We start from the raw sequence: 17,166 nt of genomic DNA, 5'->3' as shown, positions 1-17,166 counted from the left end.
GCCCCGTGCCCGTCAACGCCCAGTACCGCCTCGCCGCCCGGCCGTCCGGCCTGCCGACGGACGAAAACTGGCAGTACACCGAGGAAGCCGTCCCGTCGCCGGGGGAGGGGGAGCTCCTGGTCGAGGTCAAGTACCTCTCGCTGGACCCGGCGATGCGCACCTGGATGAACGCGGGCCGGTCGTACGTGCCGCCGGTCGGGATCGGCGAGGTCATGCGCGCCGGCGGGATCGGCCGGGTCGTCGAGTCGCGCCACCCCGGGTTCGAAGCCGGTCAGGACGTCTTCGGCACCTTCGGCGTCCAGAACTACGCGGTCTCGGACGGCAAGGACGTCCAGGTCGTCCACACCTCGCTCGCCCCGGCGCCGGTCTTCCTCGGCACGCTCGGGATCAGCGGGATCACCGCCTACTTCGGGCTGTTCGACGTCGGCCGGCCGGAGCCGGGCCAGACCGTCGCCGTGTCCGCCGCGGCCGGGTCGGTCGGCATCGTCGTCGGCCAGCTCGCGAAGATCCACGGCTGCCGTGTCGTCGGCATCGCGGGCGGGCCGGAGAAGTGCCGGACGCTGGTCGAGGAGTACGGCTTCGACGCCGCCGTCGACCACCGCGCCGGAAATCTCCGCGCCGACCTCAAGGAACACGCGCCGGACGGCATCGACGTCTTCTTCGACAACGTCGGCGGTGACGTCCTCGAAGCGGCGCTGTCCCGGCTCGCCCGCGGCGCCCGGATCGTGCTCAGCGGCGCGGTTTCCCAGTACAACAGCACCGAAGGGCCACGCGGCCCGGCCAACTACATGCAGCTGCTGGTGCACCGCGCGTCCATGACCGGGTTCGTCTTCTCCGACTACGCCGACCGCTACCCCGAAGCGGTCGAGGCGCTGGCGGGCTGGGTGCGTGACGGCCGGCTGAAGACCCGCGAAGAGGTCGTCGAAGGCGGCATCACGAAGTTCCCGGAGACGCTGCTCAAGCTGTTCCGCGGCGAGAACACCGGCAAGCTGGTGCTGGCGCTGTGACCGACCTGCGGCACCGGTTCACGGCGGACTCGGTCGGCCGGGCCCTCGACCTGGTCGGCGAGCGGTGGAGCCTGCTCATCCTGCGCGAGACGTTCTTCGGGGTGCGGCGCTACGGCGAGTTCGCGCGCAACCTGTCGATCCCGCGCCCGACGCTCTCGGCGCGGTTGAAGACGCTCGTCGAAGCGGGGGTGCTCGACCGCGTCGAGGTGGCGCCGGACCGGCCCGAGTACCAGCTGACGCAGGCCGGGCGGGACCTCTTCGGCGCGGTCGTCACGCTCATGCAGTGGGGCGACAAGCACCTGGCCGGACCGGAGGGGCCGCCGATCCTGTTGCGGCACAACGACTGCGGCGAGATCGCCGACACGTATGTCGCGTGTGGACACTGCGGCGGCGCGATCACCACGGACAGGGTGACCCCGGAGCCGGGCCCCGGGTTCCGCTAGTTCGCGGCCTTCCGGCGCTGGTGCCCGACCACGAACCCGCCGACGATGATCAGGAACACGACCAGCGTGATGATCCAGCCGGTGACGCCGAACGGGTCTTCCTTGGCGGCCGCGGCGGTGGACGTCCCGCTGCTGACACTGCCGTCGGGGAGCACGGTCGGGGTGCTGCCGGTCGTGTCGGTCGCGGCCGGCGCCTGGTAGGTGATCTTGCCGACCGGCTCGGCGCGGTCGGCTTCCAGCGCGAAGCCGTAGTCGAGCAGCTTCGCCGCCTGGTCGACGACCTTCGTCGGCTTCTGCTCGGCGCGCAGCATGACCACGGCGAGCCGCTTGCCCCGCTGCTGCGCCGCGCCGACGTAGGTGTGGCGGGCGTCGTCGGTGAAGCCGGTCTTGCCGCCGAGGAAGCCGGGGTAGACGCCGAGCAGCTTGTTGTCGTTGAAGACCGGGATGGCCGGTTTGCCGCCGGTCGGCGGGATCTCGAAGTTCTTCGTCGAGACGGTCTTCGCGAACTCCGGCTGCTTCATCGCGTAGTGGAAGATCAGGCTGAGGTCGTAGGCCGAGGTCGACATGCCCGGCCCGTCCAGCCCCGACGGCGTCGCGGCGCGCGTGTCGAGCGCGCCGATGCGGGCGGCGAGCGCGTTCATCTTCGACACCGTGGTGTCGACCCCGCCGAGCACCGTGGCGAACGCGTGCGCGACGTCGTTGCCCGAGTGCATCAGCAGGCCGTGCAGCAGCTGGTCGACGGTGTAGCTGCCGCCGGCGACGAGGCCGACGCAGGTGCACTCCTGCTCGGCGTCCTCCTTCGTCGCGACGACCACCTGCTGCGGGTCGAGCTGGGTGACGACGACCAGCGCGAGCAGCGTCTTGATCAGCGACGCCGGCCGCTGCCGGGCGTGCGGGTCCTTCGCCGCGACAACCGCGCCGGTGTCGAGGTCCTGCACCACCCACGACGCCGCGGTGTTGCCGTCCGGCGGGTTGAGCGCGCCGTCCGGGGTGATCAGGCCGCACTCGGCCATCCGCGGGCCACCGACCGGGTCCGACGGCACGGCCAGCGCGGGCGGGGCCTGCCGGCCCGGCGCGGGCCGCTCCGAAGTGTCGACCGCGGGCGGGGGCGCCTGGTGGTTCGCGCACTGGCCCTGCTGCGGCGCCGCGGCCGCCAGGGCCGGGGTGCTCAGGGCCAGGAGCGCGGCGGCGAGCGTCGTCGTGAAGACCTTGAGCGACCGGGAGACAGCGGAGTGCACCCACGCAATCTAGCGCCGCGGGCCGCGTCGCATACTCAGGGGCATGCGCATTTCCCGACGGACCTCGCTGTTCCTGCTGGCCTTCGGCGTGTGGTCGTGGATCATCTGGATCACGTTCGCCAAGAACCTGTGGGCGAGCGACCAGTCCTGGACCCCCGACGGCTCGCCGACGGCGTACTTCATCGTGCACGCCGTGCTGACGGTGGTGTCGTTCGTGCTGGGCACCATCATCGGGGTGCTGGGCTGGCGGGCGCTGCGCGCTTCCCGCGTCGCCTCCTGACTTTGGTCGGTGGCGCGGTCCCCGGGGCCGGTTTAGGTTGACACCGACTCTGGAGGTGGAATGTCCCGTTTACGCCGAATGGCGGCCCCGCTCGTGCTGGCCGTCGCGGGCGGCCTGTTCGCCGCGGCCCCGGCCGCCGAGGCCGCACCGGTCGCGTGTGACACGACGAGCACGCCGTACACGTACGTGGTCACGTACCAGCCGGGCACACGCGCATCGGCGGTCGACAAGGAGCTGGCGGCCAAGTGCGGCACGAAGGTGGCGTACTACGGCGAGATCGGCGTGGCGATCGCCAGCTCGCGCAACGCGGACTTCCAGCAGAAGATCGGCGTCTACCGGGCGTATTCGGGTGGTCGCGACGTGGCCTCGGCCGCCTCGGCCCGCTCTTCGCTGGGCGCCGTCCGGACGCTGGAGGACACGCAGTCGGTTGCCGCCGCCGGTGACCTCTCCGCTCAGCAGTGGGACATGAAGGCGATCCACGCGCCCGAAGCGAACAAGAAGTACCAGGGCAGCCGTTCGGTGACGGTCGGCGTGCTCGACTCGGGCATCGACGCGACGCACCCGGCTCTTAAGGCCGCCGTTTCGCCTTCCGAATCGGCTGGCTGCATCACGGGTGCCCCGGACACTTCCCCGGCGTCGTGGGCCCCGACGACGTCCGACCACGGAACGCACGTGGCGGGCACGATCGCGGGCAAGGACCCGGCGGCGGGCTTCACGGGCATCGCACCGGGAGTCAAGCTGGCCTCGGTGAAGGTGGTGAACGACGACGGGTACATCTTCCCGGAGTCGGCGGTCTGCGGGTTCGTGTGGGCGGCGAAGCACGGCTTCCCGGTGACGAACAACAGTTATTACATCGACCCGGGAATGTTCTTCTGCTCCCGCGAGCCCGGCGACGCGGCAGCGTTCGAGGCGGTCCGCCGCGCAATCGAGTTCTCAACGCGCCACGGAGTTTTGAACATCTCGGCGGCGGGCAACTCGGGCTTCGACACGACGTCCCAGACAACGGACCCGAACCGCCCGCACCCGGTGGACAAGTCGTGCGGCATCCTCCCGAAGGCGATCGACGGCGTCGTGACGGTGTCTTCGGTGGGGTACGCGGGCACGAAGTCGTCGTTCAGCAACTACGGCGAGATCGACGTGACGGCGCCGGGCGGCGACTTCGTCCAGACACCGCCGGCGGGCTCCGGTCCGGCCTGCCCGCTGTCGACAACGGTCTTCGGCGGTCTGTACGGCTCGAAGTGCGGAACGTCGATGGCTTCGCCGCACGCGGCGGGAGTGGCAGCGCTGATCGCGTCGAAGTTCCGCTGGCTCCCACCCCAGCTGCTGGCAAAGGTCCTGACGGGTGAAGCGGACCCGGTGAAGTGCACGGCCACGGAAACGGCATGCACGGGCCCGGCAAAGAACAATTCGTACTACGGCCACGGCTTGGTCAACGTCCTGGACGCGGTGAAGTAAGAACAAAGGAGCAGGGTGGTCATCCCGTCGCCTGAGGCCGTCAAATCACTTTGAGTCGGGCCCGCAACACAGAGGCCAAAGCGAGCTAACAACGCAAGCTTGCGGGCCCGGCTCAAAGTGATAGGCCTCGCTCAGGCGACGGGATGACCACCCAGCGGCCCCCTCTCAGAAGTGAGAGAACAGCGAGACGGCCGGTCATCCCAGAGCCTGCCCGTCCGGCGAGGACGGTTTTGCTTTCTCCTTTGCCACGGCAGAGGTCTGCCGCAGCAGAGCGGGTCCGACGTCCCCCGCCCCTCCGGTGGGATTTTCAGCCGCCGGCCGGGTTTGTCAAGGCGGGAAAGCGTGCCTTGACAAACCCGGCCGGCGGCTGAAGAGACGCTGGGATGAGGGGCGGGGGAGGTCTGGTGACGTCGTGGTCTTCTTGCGTTGCCGGCCGCCGGTTTCCTTACCCAAAGGGCCCTCCGGCGGAAGTCGCCGGAGGGCCCTTTTCGGTATTGCGAAACTCACACGCGCTTGAACAGCAGCGCGCGCTTCACTTCCTGGATCGCCTTCGTCACCTGGATCCCGCGCGGGCACGCATCAGTGCAGTTGAACGTCGTCCGGCACCGCCAAACGCCCTCGCCATCATTCAGGATGTCCAGCCGCTCCTCCGCCCCCTCATCCCGGGAGTCGAAGATGAACCGGTGGGCGTTCACGATCGCCGCCGGGCCGAAGTACGACCCGTCGTTCCAATACACCGGGCACGACGACGTGCAGCACGCGCACAGAATGCACTTCGTCGTGTCGTCAAACCGGTCCCGGTCCGCCTGCGACTGGATCCGCTCCCGCGTCGGCTCGTTGCCGTAAGTGATCAGGTACGGCTTGATCGCGCGGTACGCCTCGAAGAACGGGTCCATGTCGACGTAGAGGTCCTTCAACGTCGTCAGGCCCTTGATCGGGGCGATCGTGATCACCGTCGGCTTGCCGGACGTCGACAGGAGGTCCTTCATCAGGACCTTGCACGCCAGGCGGTTGATGCCGTTGATCTGCATCGCGTCCGACCCGCACACGCCGTGGGCGCACGAGCGGCGGAACGAGAACGTGCCGTCGATGTAGTCCTTGACGTAGAACAGCAGGTTCAGCAAGCGGTCCGTGCGCTGCGCCGGGACGTCGTAGGACTCCCAGTGCGGCTCGTTGTCGATCTCCGGGTTGAACCGGAGGATCTTCAGCGTGACCGTGATCGGGGTGTGGTCCGACTCGGAAGACGAGGAAGAAGAAGGAGCTTCGGCAACGCTAGTCATCAGTACTTCCGCTCCATCGGCTCGTAGCGGGTGAAGGTGACCGGCTTGTAGTCCAGCCGGATGTCGGACGACAGACCCGTGCCCTGCTTGTAGGCCATGGTGTGCCGCATGAAGTTCGTGTCGTCGCGGGTCGGGTAGTCCTCGCGGGCGTGGCCGCCGCGGGACTCCTTGCGGGCGATCGCGCCCACCACGAGGACCTCCGCCAGCTCCAGGAGGAAGCCGAGCTCGACGGCCTCGAGCAGGTCGGTGTTGTACCGCTTGCCCTTGTCCGCCACGGTGATGCGCTGATACCGCGCCTTCAGCGCCTGGATGTCGGTCAGCGCCTGCTTCAGCGTGTCCTCGGTCCGGTACACCGACGCGTGCGAGTCCATCGTCTGCTGCATTTCCTTGCGGATGTCGGCGACGCGCTCGTCGCCGTGCTCCGACAGCAGGCCCGCCAGCTGCTCCTCGACCAGCGTGGTCGGGTTCTCCGGCAGCTCGACGTGCTCGTGCGCCAGCGCGTACTCCGCGGCCGCGATGCCGGCGCGGCGGCCGAACACGTTGATGTCCAGCAGCGAGTTCGTGCCCAGGCGGTTCGAGCCGTGCACGGACACGCACGCGACCTCACCCGCGGCGTACAGCCCGGGGATGACGTTCTCGTTGTCCCGCAACGCCTCGCCGTGGATGTTGGTCGGGATGCCGCCCATCACGTAGTGACAGGTCGGGAACACCGGCACCGGCTCCTTCACCGGGTCGACGCCCAGGTAGGTGCGCGAGAACTCGGTGATGTCCGGCAGCTTGGTCTCGAGGACCTCGACCGGCAGGTGCGTGACGTCGAGGACGACGTAGTCCTTGTTCGGGCCGCACCCACGCCCCTGCAGCACTTCCTGCACCATCGAGCGCGCCACGATGTCGCGCGGCGCGAGGTCCTTGATGGTGGGGGCGTAGCGCTCCATGAACCGCTCGCCGTCGGCGTTGCGCAGGATCCCGCCCTCGCCGCGGACGGCTTCGGAGATCAGGATGCCCAGGCCCGCGAGGCCGGTCGGGTGGAACTGGAAGAACTCCATGTCCTCCAGCGGCAGGCCCTTGCGGAAGATGATGCCGAGGCCGTCGCCGGTGAGGGTGTGCGCGTTCGACGTCGTCTTGAAGATCTTGCCCGCGCCGCCGGTGGCCATCACGATCGACTTCGCCTGGAAGACGTGCAGCTCGCCGGTGGCGAGCTCGTAGGCGACGACGCCGGAAGCGACCGGGTTGCCGTTCTCGTCTTCGCTGGTGACGAGGTCGAGCACGTAGAACTCGTTGAAGAACTCCGTGCCGTACTTGACGCAGTTTTGGTACAGCGTCTGCAGGATCATGTGCCCGGTGCGGTCCGCGGCGTAGCAGGCGCGGCGCACCGCGGCCTTGCCGTGGTCACGCGTGTGCCCGCCGAAGCGGCGCTGGTCGATCTTGCCCTCGGGCGTGCGGTTGAACGGCAGGCCCATCTTCTCGAGGTCGAGGACCGCGTCGATGGCCTCCTTGGCCATGATCTCCGCGGCGTCCTGGTCGACGAGGTAGTCGCCGCCCTTGACCGTGTCGAAGGTGTGCCACTCCCAGTTGTCCTCTTCGACGTTCGCCAGCGCGGCGCACATGCCGCCCTGGGCCGCGCCGGTGTGGGACCGGGTCGGGTAGAGCTTGGTGAGGACCGCGGTGCGGGCACGCTGGCCGGACTCGATGGCCGCGCGCATCCCGGCGCCGCCGGCGCCGACGATCACCACGTCGTACTTGTGGAACTGCATGGCAGGAAGTCTCCGAAAGTCAGTTCGCGGGCATGTTCGGGTCGAACGTGAAGATCACCATCGTGCCGACGGCCAGGATCAGGACCATGGACACGTACAGCAGGATCTTCAGCCAGAACCGCGTGCTGTCCTTGCGGGCGTAGTCGTCGATGATGGTGCGCAGCCCGTTGCCGCCGTGGATCTCGGCGAGCCAGAGCATCGCCAGGTCCCAGAACTGCCAGAACGGGGACGCCCAGCGGCCGGCGACGAAGCCCCAGTTGATCCGGTGCACACCGCCGTCGAGGATGTTCATGATCAGCAGGTGGCCCAGCACCAGGACGATCAGCGCGAGGCCGGAGATCCGCATGAACAGCCAGCTGTAGAGCTCGAAGTTGCTCCGGCGGGCGGCGGGACGCTTCGGCGCACGGGGGTTCGCGAGGGCGAGGTCGGCCATGTCAGTTACCCCCGAAGAGCGTTTCGACGGTGCGCTTCAGCATGAAGAACGCACCGGGGACCATCACGACGACCCAGACCACGCCGATCACCCAGAGCATCGCCTTCTGCAGCTTCGGGCCCTTCGACCAGAAGTCGACCAGCATGACGCGGATGCCGTTGAGGGCGTGGAACAGCACCGCGCCGACCAGGCCGACCTCCAGGAGGTTGACGATCGGGGTCTTGTAGGTCTCGATGACCTGGTCGTAGGTGTTCGGCGACACGCGCACCAGCGCGGTGTCGAGCACGTGCACGAACAGGAAGAAGAACGTGAGCACGCCGGTGATGCGGTGCAGCACCCAGGACCACATGCCGGGGTCGCCCCGGTAGAAGGTCCCCTGCCGGCGTGAGGCACCCGCCCGATCGCTCGCTCCTGCCTCGCGGGCAGTGCTCGCCGTGGTGGACATCGGTGAACGGCCTCCAACGTCTGACTTGTGCCCGGTGGCCGGTGAGGTCCGCACTGATCGTCGTCGTCCACCGGGGACGACTACGGCGGCAATGCCGAGATCAAGGGTCATCGAGCGTGGATGAAAGGGATGCTAGACCCGCCCCCGACGGACGGCTCACCTCCGGGTTCCTCTCTGTGATGGACCAGACACCAGCGCACACAGCGGTTGTGTGCGCCGTCACAGCAAAGGGGGTCCACTGTGGACGCACGGCGGCGGTTCGCGGGCGGGTCGCCCGCCCGGCGGACGCCCGATCGAGTGTTGTCCGTCTGGAACGATTCGGCTGCCGGGCCGCCGGGCCTGCTTCGCCCGCCGTCTCACAGAGTGATCGGACTGGTCCACCCCTCGGTCGGACTGGCACACTGAGTCACATCAAACGGCATTTCGGCCGTCCCGCAGCTCGGGGCTGGGCCGAAAGCGGCACTCCGTGACCTCTTTGATCACGTTGGGTGTACATGCGGTCGCGCGTCCGACTCGTGAGTAAACGTTTGTGTTACGTAGCGTGCCTTTCCTATGGCGCATTCCTGTCCGTTGGGTACGGTCTGGCGGTCGACCCGGCAGTAGGGCCGGGTCGTGCCCTTGACCATCCGCTGGATCAGCGGGGAGGGAGACACACGTTGCGTCGCATGCGTGGAACCGCGCTGGCCGCCGTGGCCATGGCCGGGGTGCTCACCCTGGCCGGCTGCGCCAAGGACTCGAGCGGTGGCAGCAGCAACAACAGCGCCGCGCCTTCGTCGGGTGGCTCGGACTGCGTGACCGCGCAGAAGCCGCCCGCCGCTCCCGCCGCCGCGAGCAGCTCGGCCGCCGCGGGGGAGAAGGTCGACGGCAGCAAGCTGAAGATCGGCCTGGCCTTCGACGTCGGCGGCCGGGGTGACGCGTCGTTCAACGACGCCGCCGCCGCGGGCACCGACAAGGCGAAGTCCGACCTGGGCGTGACGACGGTCAACGAGAGCACCGCCAGCGCCAGTGAGGCCGAGTCGGCCAAGCAGCAGCGCCTCGAGCAAATGGCGACCCAGGGCCTGAACCCGATCGTCGCGGTCGGCTTCGCCTACGCGGACTCCGTCAAGGCCGTCGCCGCGAAGTACCCGAACACCAAGTTCGCGATCGTCGACGACGACTCGATCACGCTGCCGAACGTGACGCCGCTGGTCTTCGCCGAGGAGCAGGGCTCGTTCCTGGCCGGCGTCGCCGCCGCGTACAAGAGCAAGAGCTGCCACGTCGGCTTCGTCGGCGGTGTCAACACCCCGCTGATCCAGAAGTTCGAGGCCGGCTTCCTGCAGGGCGCGAAGACGGTTTCGTCGAAGATCAAGATCGAGGACGAGTACCTCACGCCGGCCGGTGACTTCTCCGGGTTCCAGGACCCGCCGAAGGGCAACGCGAAGGCCCAGGCCGAGATCGCCAAGGGCGCGGACGTGATCTACCACGCCGCCGGCGCCTCCGGTAAGGGTGTCTTCGACGCCGCCAAGTCGGGCAACGCGCTGGCCATCGGCGTCGACTCCGACCAGTACAACCAGAAGACGGTCGCCGCCGACAAGGACGTCATCATCACGTCCATGCTCAAGCGGGTCGACGTCGCGGTGTTCTCCTACATCCAGGCCGTCGCCAAGGGTGACCTGAGCGGGCTGCCGAAGCGCTTCGACCTCAAGGTCGACGGCGTCGGCTACGCCACCTCCGGCGGCAAGGTCGACGACATCAAGGACGTCCTCGACGGGTACAAGGCCCAGATCATCTCGGGCGCGATCACCGTTTCGGACAAGCCGCAGAAGTAGCTCACTACGCGCCGGGGCTCGGAGGGATTTCCCCTCCGAGCCCTGACGTGTTTAACGAGATATGGAATTCTCCCGCCCATGAGCACTGCCGAGGCCCCGGCCGAAGCCGTCCCCGACCGGGGCGCGCCCGCCGTCCAGCTGACCGGGATCACCAAACGGTTCCCGGGTGTGGTGGCCAACTCCGACGTCAACCTCACCGTCGCCACGGGCGAGGTGCACGCCATCTGTGGCGAGAACGGCGCCGGCAAGTCCACCCTGATGAAGATCCTCTACGGCATGCAGCCGCCGGACGAGGGCACGATCGCGATCAACGGCGACGAGGTGAAGCTGCGCAACCCGCAGGACGCCATCCGCGCCGGGATCGGCATGGTCCACCAGCACTTCATGCTGGCCGACAACCTGACCGTCGGCGAGAACGTGTTCCTCGGCGCGGAAGGCCTGCACGGCATCGGCCGCGCGGCCCGCGCCCGGCTCGCCGAGCTCGCGCAGCGGACCGGCCTGCACGCCAAGCCGGACACGCTGCTCGAAGAGCTCGGGGTCGCCGACCGCCAGCGCGTCGAGATCGTCAAGGTGCTCTACCGCGGGGCCAAGATCATCATCCTGGACGAGCCGACCGCGGTGCTCGTGCCGCAGGAGGTCGACGCGCTCTTCGCGACCGTCCGGGAGATGAAGGCCGACGGCTACACCTTCCTCTTCATCTCGCACAAGCTCGACGAGGTCCGCGCGATCGCCGACACCGTCACGGTGATCCGGCGCGGCACCACCGTCGGCACGGCCGACCCGAAGACCATCACCTCGCGCCAGCTCGCGGAGATGATGGTCGGCTCCGAGCTGCCCAGCCCGGAGACCCGCGAGTCCACCGTCACCGACCGGGCCGTGCTGCGGCTGACCGAGCTGACGCTCGGCGCCGAGGGCTCCGACCGCAACGCGCTCGACGACATCACGTTCACCGTCCGCGCGGGCGAGGTGCTCGGGGTCGCCGGCGTCGAGGGCAACGGCCAGACCGAGCTCGTCGAGACGATCATGGGCATGCGCAAGCCGTCCGGCGGCACCATCGAGCTGGTCGACGCCGAGGGCAAGGTCCGGGACATCACCAAGGCCGGCACGCTGGCCCGGCGCGAAGCGGGCATCGGCTACATCGCCGAAGACCGCACGCGGCACAGCCTGCTGCTCACCCAGCCGTTGTGGGTCAACCGGATGCTCGGGTACCAGACCCGCGAACCGGTCTCCAAAGGACAGCTGCTCGACATCGCGGGCACCCGCTCGGACACCGAGCGGATCGTGCGCGAGTACGACGTCCGCACGCCGGGCATCGACGTCCCGGCCGCGGCGCTCTCGGGCGGCAACCAGCAGAAGCTGATCGTCGGGCGCGAGCTGTCCGGCGAGCCGGTGCTGCTCATCGCGTCGCACCCGACGCGCGGGGTCGACGTCGGCGCGCAGGCGCTGATCTGGGAGAACATCCGCCAGGCGCGCGCCGCCGGCCTCGCCGTGCTGCTCATCTCGGCCGACCTCGACGAGCTCATCGGCCTGTCCGACACGATCCGCGTCATGCTGCGCGGGCGCCTCGTCAGCGAGGCCGACCCCGCCACCGTGACGCCGCAGGAACTGGGTTCGGCGATGACCGGCGCCGGAGAGGGTGACGAAGAATGACCTCCTGGCGCACCAAGCTGCTGCCGCCGCTCCTGGCGATCGTGTTCGCCGTGCTGCTGTCGGCGATCGCGCTGATCATCTCCGGGGCCGACCCGCTGAACGCGTACGGCACCATGATCGGCCAGATGTTCAAGGGCTCGACCGCGGTCGACACCGTGAACCTCGCGACCGTGTACTACCTGTCCGGGCTCGCGGTGGCCATCGGCTTCCAGATGAACCTCTTCAACATCGGGGTCGAGGGCCAGTACCGGTTCGCGGCGGTCGTCGCCGCCATCGCCGGCGGCGCGCTCCAGCTGCCGCCGGTGATCCACACGCTCGTCATCCTCATCGTCGCGGTCGTCGCCGGTGCGGCGTACGCGGCGGTGCCGGCGATCCTCAAGGTCACCCGCGGGGTGAGCGAGGTGATCGCGACGATCATGCTGAACTCGATCGTCGGCGGGATCATCGCCTTCCTCATCAACGCCGACCAGTTCGGCGTGCAGCGGGGCAACAACATCGGCACCCGCGTGATCGAGCCGTCCGGCCGGATCCCCGGCATCCCGCTCGGCTCGGGCACGCTCTTCGGGTTCGTGCTCATCGCGGCCGTGATCGGCGCCGCCTACTGGTTCATGCTCAACCGCACGCGGTTCGGCTTCGAGCTCAAGGCGTCCGGCGAGTCCACCACCGCGGCCGCCGCGGGTGGTGTCAACGCCAAGAAGATGACGCTGATCGCGATGCTGCTCTCCGGTGGTGTCGCCGGCCTGGTCGCGATGCCGGAGCTGCTCGGCCGCGACTACAGCTACGGCATCACCTCGACCCAGATGTACGGCTTCACCGGCATCGCGGTCGCGCTGCTCGGCCGCAACCACCCCGGCGGCATCGCGCTCGGCGCGCTGCTGTGGGCGTTCCTCGACACCTCCGCGGTGTCGCTGGAGCAGATCAACGTGTCCAAGGAGATCGCGACGATCATGCAGGGCATCATCGTGCTGTCGGTCGTCGTGGCGTACGAGATCGTGCGGCGCGCGGACCTCGCGGCCGAACAACGCAGAGTCGGGCGCGCACTGGCCGGCAAGAGCGCTTCGGTCGCCGGGGGAGGTGCCGTCTGATGGCCGTCACCGACGTTTCCCGCCCCGACGCGGGCAGCCCCGGCGCCATGCCGGTGCACCGCAAGCGGTCCCGGATCCCGGGCTGGCTCCGCGGGGTCATCTGGGCCGTCATCGCCATCGCCGTGATCTCGACGGCGTCGTACTCCACCGGCGTCGCCGCGCTGACGTCGTCGAACACCGCGTCGACGGCGTTGCGCCTCGCGCTGCCGATCCTGCTGTGCGCGCTCGGCGGCCTCTGGGCCGAACGCGCGGGCGTGGTCAACATCGGCCTCGAGGGCATGATGATCCTCGGGACCTGGGGCGCCGCCTGGGGTTCGTACAACGGCGGCGTGTGGGCCGGCCTGCTGGCCGCGATCGCGTTCGGCGCGCTGGGCGGCCTGCTGCACGCGGTGGCGACGGTGACGTTCAACGTCAACCACATCGTCTCCGGTGTCGCGATCAACCTGCTCGGCCTCGGCGTCACGAAGTACCTGGCTAACCTGATCTTCGAGCCGCTGTCGGGCAACCCGCGGCAGTCGCCGGTGGTGCCGAAGTTCGACACCTACTCGGCTTCGGGCCTGTCCGACTGGCTCGGTGACCTCGAGAAGGAGCAGCGCGTCGGGATCTCCGACGTCGCGGGCATCCTGCGTGGCCTGGTCACCGAGGTGGCGCCGCTGACGATGATCGCGATCCTGCTGGTGCCGATCAGCTTCTGGGTGCTCTGGAAGACACGCTTCGGCCTGCGGCTGCGCTCGTGCGGCGAGAACCCGGTGGCCGCGGAGTCCCTGGGTGTCAACGTCTACCGGCACAAGTACGTCGCGATGCTCATCTCCGGCGCGTTCGCCGGCATGGGTGGCGCGTCACTGGTGCTGCTGCGCGGCGGCGCGGACTACCTGGAGAACCAGACCAACGGCCGCGGGTACATCGGCCTCGCGGCGATGATCTTCGGCAACTGGCGCCCGGGCGGCCTGCTCGGCGGCGCGGCGCTGTTCGGTTACGCGGACGGCCTGCAGCTCGCCGGCGGCGGTGAAGCGGTGCTCGCGCTGCTGTACGGCGCGGTGATCCTGGTCGGCGTGATCGTCGTCGTCCAGCTGTTCCGCAAGCAGTGGATCGCGGCCGGGCTCGGCGTCGTCGGCGCGGGTGTGCTGTACGCGATCTACTGGGCCAACGACACGCTGCCGTCCGACCTGATCCCGTACACCGCGCACTTCGTGACGCTGATCGTGCTCGCCGTCGCTTCCCAGCGGCTGCGGCCGCCGAAGGCCGACGGCCAGCCGTACCGGCGGGGTGAGGACTAGTGTCCACAGTGGACTGGGACGGTCTGCGGGCTCAGGCGATCGAGGCCGCTTCCCATGCGTACGCGCCTTATTCGGGTCTGCACGTCGGCGTCGCCGGGATCGTCGACGACGGCCGGATGGTCACCGGGTGCAACGTCGAGAACGCGTCCTACGGGCTCGGGCTCTGCGCGGAGTGCACGATGGCCGGGCAGCTGCGGCTCTCCGGCGGCGGCCGGCTGGTCGCCGTGGCGTGCCGCAGTGGCGCCGGCGACCTGCTGATGCCGTGCGGGCGCTGCCGTCAGATCCTGTTCGAGCTGGGCGGATCTTCGTGCCTGGTGGACACGCCCAGCGGCATCCTGCCGATGTCGGACGTGCTGCCGGACGCCTTCGGCCCGGACGACCTGCCGTGAGCGGGTTCGCGGCGGTCGACGTCATCCGGACCAAGCGCGACGGCGGGCGGTTGTCCGACGAGCAGATCGACTGGGTCGTCGACGCGTACACGCGCGGGGACGTCGCCGAAGAGCAGATGTCGGCGCTCGCCATGGCGATCTTCTTGCGGGGCATGGACTCCGGCGAGATCTCCCGCTGGACGGGCGCGATGATCGCGTCCGGCGAGCGGCTGTCGCTTTCCGTGTCCCGGCCGACCGTCGACAAGCACTCGACCGGCGGCGTCGGCGACAAGATCACCCTGCCGCTGGCGCCGCTGGTGGCGGCGTGCGGCGCGGCGGTGCCGCAGCTGTCCGGCCGCGGCCTCGGCCACACCGGCGGCACGCTCGACAAGCTGGAGTCGATCCCCGGCTGGCGGGCTTCACTGTCCACTTCGGAAATCCAGGCCCAGCTGGAGGACGTCGGCGCGGTGGTCTGCGCGGCGACGTCCGGGCTCGCGCCGGCGGACAAGAAGCTGTACGCGCTGCGCGACGTCACCTCGACCGTGGAGTCGATCCCGCTCATCGCCAGCTCGATCATGAGCAAGAAGATCGCCGAAGGCGCGTCCGGGCTGGTCCTGGACGTCAAGTTCGGCTCGGGCGCGTTCATGAAGACGCTCGGGCAGGCGCGGTCGCTCGCCTCGACGTTGACCTCGATCGGCGTCGCGCACGGCGTGCCGACCACGGCGCTGCTGACCGACATGAGCGTCCCGCTGGGGCGGGCGGTCGGCAACGCGGTGGAGGTCGCGGAGTCGGTCTCCGTGCTCCAGGGCGGTGGCCCGGCCGACGTCGTCGAGCTGACGCTGGCCCTGGCGCGGGAGATGCTGTCCTTGGCCGGGATTTCGACCGACCCGGCCGAGGTGCTGGCGTCGGGCGAGGCGTACGAGGTCTGGTGCCGGATGATCTCGGCCCAGGGTGGCGACCCGACGGCGCCGCTGCCGACGCCGTCGCACGTCCACACGGTGGTCGCGCCGGCTTCGGGCGTGCTGGCTTCGCTGGACGCGTACGCGGTGGGCGTCGCGGCGTGGCGGCTGGGCGCGGGCCGGGCCCGCAAGGAGGACCCGGTCCAGGCCGCGGCGGGCGTGCTGTGCCTGGCCAAGCCCGGCTCCCAGGTGACCGAGGGCGAGCCGCTGCTGGAGCTGCACACGGACACCCCGGACGCGGTCCCCGCGGCCCTGGCGGCCCTCGAAGGCGCTTACTCGGTGGCCTCGGCGGCGTCCGCGCCGAACCCGATCGTCCGGGAGACGATCCGCGGAACAGTGTGACGATCATCGCGAAGATCATCACCCGACCGAGTGACACCCGAGGTCGTATCCCGCGTGATTGACGCCGTAACTCGCGTGATCAGGGCCGGACCGGCTCCAGACACGCGAGTTTACGGCTTCAAGCACGCGAGTTCCGTCCCCAGTCACAAAAAATGCCCCCGCCGGACCAGCCGGCGGGGGCATTTTTTGTGCTGTGGTGCTTACTCCGTGGCCTCTTCGGCGCCTTCGCCCGGCTTGGCCTTGGCGTCGGCCGCCTTCGGGGCGCGGCCGTTGCGCGAGCTGCGACGCGGCTGGCGCGGGGCCGGGGGCGGCGGCGAGATCTGCTGGACGGCCGGGCCGCCGCCGAGCATCAGCTCCGCGAACGTCGCCATCGCCTCGTCGAGCTGGCCGCCGATGCGGCGGACGCTCTCGTCGTTGCTCTTGCGGACCAGCGAGTCCACCGACTCGGAGTCCGGCTGCTTGGCCAGCGTGCCCTCGACCTTGGACAGCCCGGCCTTGAGCGCGCCGTCGAGGTCGCCGATGCCGGAGAGGAAGCCGTCCTCGACCTTGTCGAGGCGGGAGGCCAGGTCGTCGAGGCGGGTGGTGACCGTCTCGAGGCGGCCGCCCAGCTTCTCCAGGCGGTCCGAGGCGTCGATCATCTCGCCGGTCTCGGTCAGCGCCGTCTTGAGCGCCTCGGTGTTCGCGCCGATCCGCTCCTGCGTGACGCGGTCCAGCTCGCCGAGCCGCTCGTGGGTGGAGCGGCTGAGCTCGTCGACCTTGCCGCGCAGCTCGTGGTCGGCGTGGTCGACGCGCTCGCGCAGCGACGCCTCGGCCTGCTCGATCCGCTCGCGGACCGGGCCGTGCACCGACGCCGGGATCGAGTCGAGCTTCCCGTCCTGCTTGTCGAGGTGGCCGCCCAGCTCGTCGAGCCGGCGGTGGATGTTCTGGAGCTTGTCCTCGAGCCCGTCCATCCGGCCGCCGACACCCTCGAGGCGCGCGGCCATGCCGTCGAGCCTGCCGTCGAGCTGCGCGAACGGCTTGGCCAGCTTGTCGACGATGCTTTCGACCGCGCGGGTCAGCGCCGAGAGGGCGTTGTCCTGGGCCTCGAGCCGGGACATCGTCTCGTCGAGGCGCTCGGCCAGCACGCCGACCTCGGTGCGGTCGGGGAGCTCGGAGAGCCGCTTGCGGACCGCGCCCAGCGAGTCCACCGGCGCGAGGCGGGCGTAGATGTCGTCGAGCGCGTCGAAGATCTGCTGCTGCTCGCTCTCACGCACTTCGGCCGCGCGCACCAGCATGTTGCGCATCCGGTCGAAGGACGGGGCGGCAATGTGGTTGTCAGTGGTCACTGCTGTGTGTCCTTCGT

Annotated in this window: 16 protein-coding genes; 10 read left to right on the top strand and 6 right to left on the bottom strand. The window is 69.4% G+C overall.

Annotated features, from left to right (window positions below; all coding sequences use genetic code 11):
* Nucleotides 1–5: 5 nt before the first annotated feature.
* The gene (locus ACZ63J_RS11230) at nucleotides 6–1,007 is read left to right on the top strand and encodes an NADP-dependent oxidoreductase (protein ID WP_465405681.1); all 1,002 of its coding nucleotides are present in this window, start codon (nucleotides 6–8) and stop codon (nucleotides 1,005–1,007) included.
* On the top strand, nucleotides 1,004–1,450 hold the full coding sequence (locus tag ACZ63J_RS11225) for a winged helix-turn-helix transcriptional regulator (protein ID WP_465405680.1): 447 nt from the start codon (nucleotides 1,004–1,006) through the stop codon (nucleotides 1,448–1,450). Before ACZ63J_RS11230 ends, ACZ63J_RS11225 begins: the two co-directional genes overlap by 4 nt.
* Here the strand turns inward: ACZ63J_RS11225 and ACZ63J_RS11220 are convergent.
* Nucleotides 1,447–2,688: a D-alanyl-D-alanine carboxypeptidase family protein gene (locus ACZ63J_RS11220; RefSeq protein WP_465439413.1), complete on the bottom strand. Its 1,242-nt coding sequence runs from the start codon at nucleotides 2,686–2,688 to the stop codon at nucleotides 1,447–1,449. The two genes, ACZ63J_RS11225 and ACZ63J_RS11220, sit on opposite strands and share 4 nt — an antisense overlap.
* 43 nt (nucleotides 2,689–2,731) lie before the next feature.
* Here ACZ63J_RS11220 and ACZ63J_RS11215 point away from each other — a divergent pair, with 43 nt between their 5' ends.
* Both ACZ63J_RS11215 and ACZ63J_RS11210 read left to right on the top strand, forming a co-directional pair.
* Nucleotides 2,732–2,968, top strand: coding sequence for an SCO4848 family membrane protein (locus tag ACZ63J_RS11215; RefSeq protein WP_465308946.1), 237 nt, complete (start codon nucleotides 2,732–2,734; stop codon nucleotides 2,966–2,968).
* 60 nt (nucleotides 2,969–3,028) lie between these two features.
* Nucleotides 3,029–4,423, top strand: coding sequence for a S8 family peptidase (locus ACZ63J_RS11210; protein ID WP_465405677.1), 1,395 nt, complete (start codon nucleotides 3,029–3,031; stop codon nucleotides 4,421–4,423).
* A gap of 503 nt (nucleotides 4,424–4,926) precedes the next feature.
* Here the strand turns inward: ACZ63J_RS11210 and ACZ63J_RS11205 are convergent.
* Genes ACZ63J_RS11205 through sdhC form a run of 4 tightly spaced genes read right to left on the bottom strand, consistent with a single transcriptional unit; the run spans nucleotide 4,927 to nucleotide 8,335 of the window.
* The gene (locus ACZ63J_RS11205; protein WP_465404246.1) at nucleotides 4,927–5,703 is read right to left on the bottom strand and encodes a succinate dehydrogenase iron-sulfur subunit; all 777 of its coding nucleotides are present in this window, start codon (nucleotides 5,701–5,703) and stop codon (nucleotides 4,927–4,929) included.
* The gene (gene sdhA, locus ACZ63J_RS11200; RefSeq protein WP_465335832.1) at nucleotides 5,703–7,457 is read right to left on the bottom strand and encodes a succinate dehydrogenase flavoprotein subunit; all 1,755 of its coding nucleotides are present in this window, start codon (nucleotides 7,455–7,457) and stop codon (nucleotides 5,703–5,705) included. Before sdhA ends, ACZ63J_RS11205 begins: the two co-directional genes overlap by 1 nt.
* A 19-nt stretch (nucleotides 7,458–7,476) precedes the next feature.
* A complete protein-coding gene (locus ACZ63J_RS11195) occupies nucleotides 7,477–7,890 on the bottom strand; it encodes a succinate dehydrogenase hydrophobic membrane anchor subunit (RefSeq protein ID WP_465404244.1) in 414 nt (137 codons plus the stop codon).
* 1 nt (nucleotide 7,891) lies between these two features.
* Nucleotides 7,892–8,335, bottom strand: a complete 444-nt coding sequence (gene sdhC / locus ACZ63J_RS11190; protein ID WP_465308955.1) for a succinate dehydrogenase, cytochrome b556 subunit — start codon at nucleotides 8,333–8,335, stop codon at nucleotides 7,892–7,894.
* A gap of 665 nt (nucleotides 8,336–9,000) precedes the next feature.
* On the opposite strand from sdhC, the gene ACZ63J_RS11185 reads away from it, so the two are divergent.
* The 6 genes from ACZ63J_RS11185 to ACZ63J_RS11160 all read left to right on the top strand — a co-directional run bounded on the left by ACZ63J_RS11185 (nucleotide 9,001) and on the right by ACZ63J_RS11160 (nucleotide 15,824).
* Nucleotides 9,001–10,143 carry a BMP family lipoprotein gene (locus ACZ63J_RS11185; RefSeq protein WP_465335831.1) on the top strand — a complete coding sequence of 381 codons (1,143 nt, stop codon included), beginning with the start codon at nucleotides 9,001–9,003 and terminating at the stop codon, nucleotides 10,141–10,143.
* Nucleotides 10,144–10,221: 78 nt separating this feature from the next.
* Nucleotides 10,222–11,793 carry an ABC transporter ATP-binding protein gene (locus ACZ63J_RS11180; RefSeq protein WP_465308957.1) on the top strand — a complete coding sequence of 524 codons (1,572 nt, stop codon included), beginning with the start codon at nucleotides 10,222–10,224 and terminating at the stop codon, nucleotides 11,791–11,793.
* Entirely contained in the window at nucleotides 11,790–12,878 is a 1,089-nt protein-coding gene (locus ACZ63J_RS11175; protein ID WP_465335829.1) for an ABC transporter permease, read from the top strand. The genes ACZ63J_RS11180 and ACZ63J_RS11175 overlap by 4 nt, the downstream gene beginning before the upstream one ends.
* Complete coding sequence (locus tag ACZ63J_RS11170) at nucleotides 12,878–14,155, top strand: ABC transporter permease (protein ID WP_465335828.1); 1,278 nt, start codon at nucleotides 12,878–12,880, stop codon at nucleotides 14,153–14,155. Before ACZ63J_RS11175 ends, ACZ63J_RS11170 begins: the two co-directional genes overlap by 1 nt.
* Nucleotides 14,155–14,544, top strand: coding sequence for a cytidine deaminase (locus ACZ63J_RS11165; protein ID WP_465404242.1), 390 nt, complete (start codon nucleotides 14,155–14,157; stop codon nucleotides 14,542–14,544). Before ACZ63J_RS11170 ends, ACZ63J_RS11165 begins: the two co-directional genes overlap by 1 nt.
* Entirely contained in the window at nucleotides 14,541–15,824 is a 1,284-nt protein-coding gene (locus ACZ63J_RS11160) for a thymidine phosphorylase (RefSeq protein WP_465404240.1), read from the top strand. Before ACZ63J_RS11165 ends, ACZ63J_RS11160 begins: the two co-directional genes overlap by 4 nt.
* Nucleotides 15,825–16,024: 200 nt before the next feature.
* On the opposite strand, the gene ACZ63J_RS11155 is transcribed toward ACZ63J_RS11160, so the two are convergent.
* Nucleotides 16,025–17,149, bottom strand: a complete 1,125-nt coding sequence (locus ACZ63J_RS11155; protein ID WP_465335826.1) for a PA containing protein — start codon at nucleotides 17,147–17,149, stop codon at nucleotides 16,025–16,027.
* Nucleotides 17,150–17,166 lie beyond the last annotated feature (17 nt).

It is taken from the genome of Amycolatopsis sp. NPDC104863, assembly GCF_055582965.1.
The sequence above is the reverse complement of the archived record's forward strand: the minus strand, read 5'-3'. Positions and strand labels throughout refer to the sequence as shown.

Coding starts and splice junctions, on each gene's coding strand:
- ACZ63J_RS11210 (WP_465405677.1), top strand. CDS start 3,029: ATGTCCCGTTTACGCCGAATGGCGGCCCCGCTCGTGCTGGCCGTCGCG.
- sdhA (WP_465335832.1), bottom strand. CDS start 7,457: ATGCAGTTCCACAAGTACGACGTGGTGATCGTCGGCGCCGGCGGCGCC.
- ACZ63J_RS11170 (WP_465335828.1), top strand. CDS start 12,878: ATGGCCGTCACCGACGTTTCCCGCCCCGACGCGGGCAGCCCCGGCGCC.
- sdhC (WP_465308955.1), bottom strand. CDS start 8,335: ATGTCCACCACGGCGAGCACTGCCCGCGAGGCAGGAGCGAGCGATCGG.
- ACZ63J_RS11180 (WP_465308957.1), top strand. CDS start 10,222: ATGAGCACTGCCGAGGCCCCGGCCGAAGCCGTCCCCGACCGGGGCGCG.
- ACZ63J_RS11195 (WP_465404244.1), bottom strand. CDS start 7,890: ATGGCCGACCTCGCCCTCGCGAACCCCCGTGCGCCGAAGCGTCCCGCC.
- ACZ63J_RS11215 (WP_465308946.1), top strand. CDS start 2,732: ATGCGCATTTCCCGACGGACCTCGCTGTTCCTGCTGGCCTTCGGCGTG.
- ACZ63J_RS11205 (WP_465404246.1), bottom strand. CDS start 5,703: ATGACTAGCGTTGCCGAAGCTCCTTCTTCTTCCTCGTCTTCCGAGTCG.
- ACZ63J_RS11175 (WP_465335829.1), top strand. CDS start 11,790: ATGACCTCCTGGCGCACCAAGCTGCTGCCGCCGCTCCTGGCGATCGTG.
- ACZ63J_RS11185 (WP_465335831.1), top strand. CDS start 9,001: ATGCGTGGAACCGCGCTGGCCGCCGTGGCCATGGCCGGGGTGCTCACC.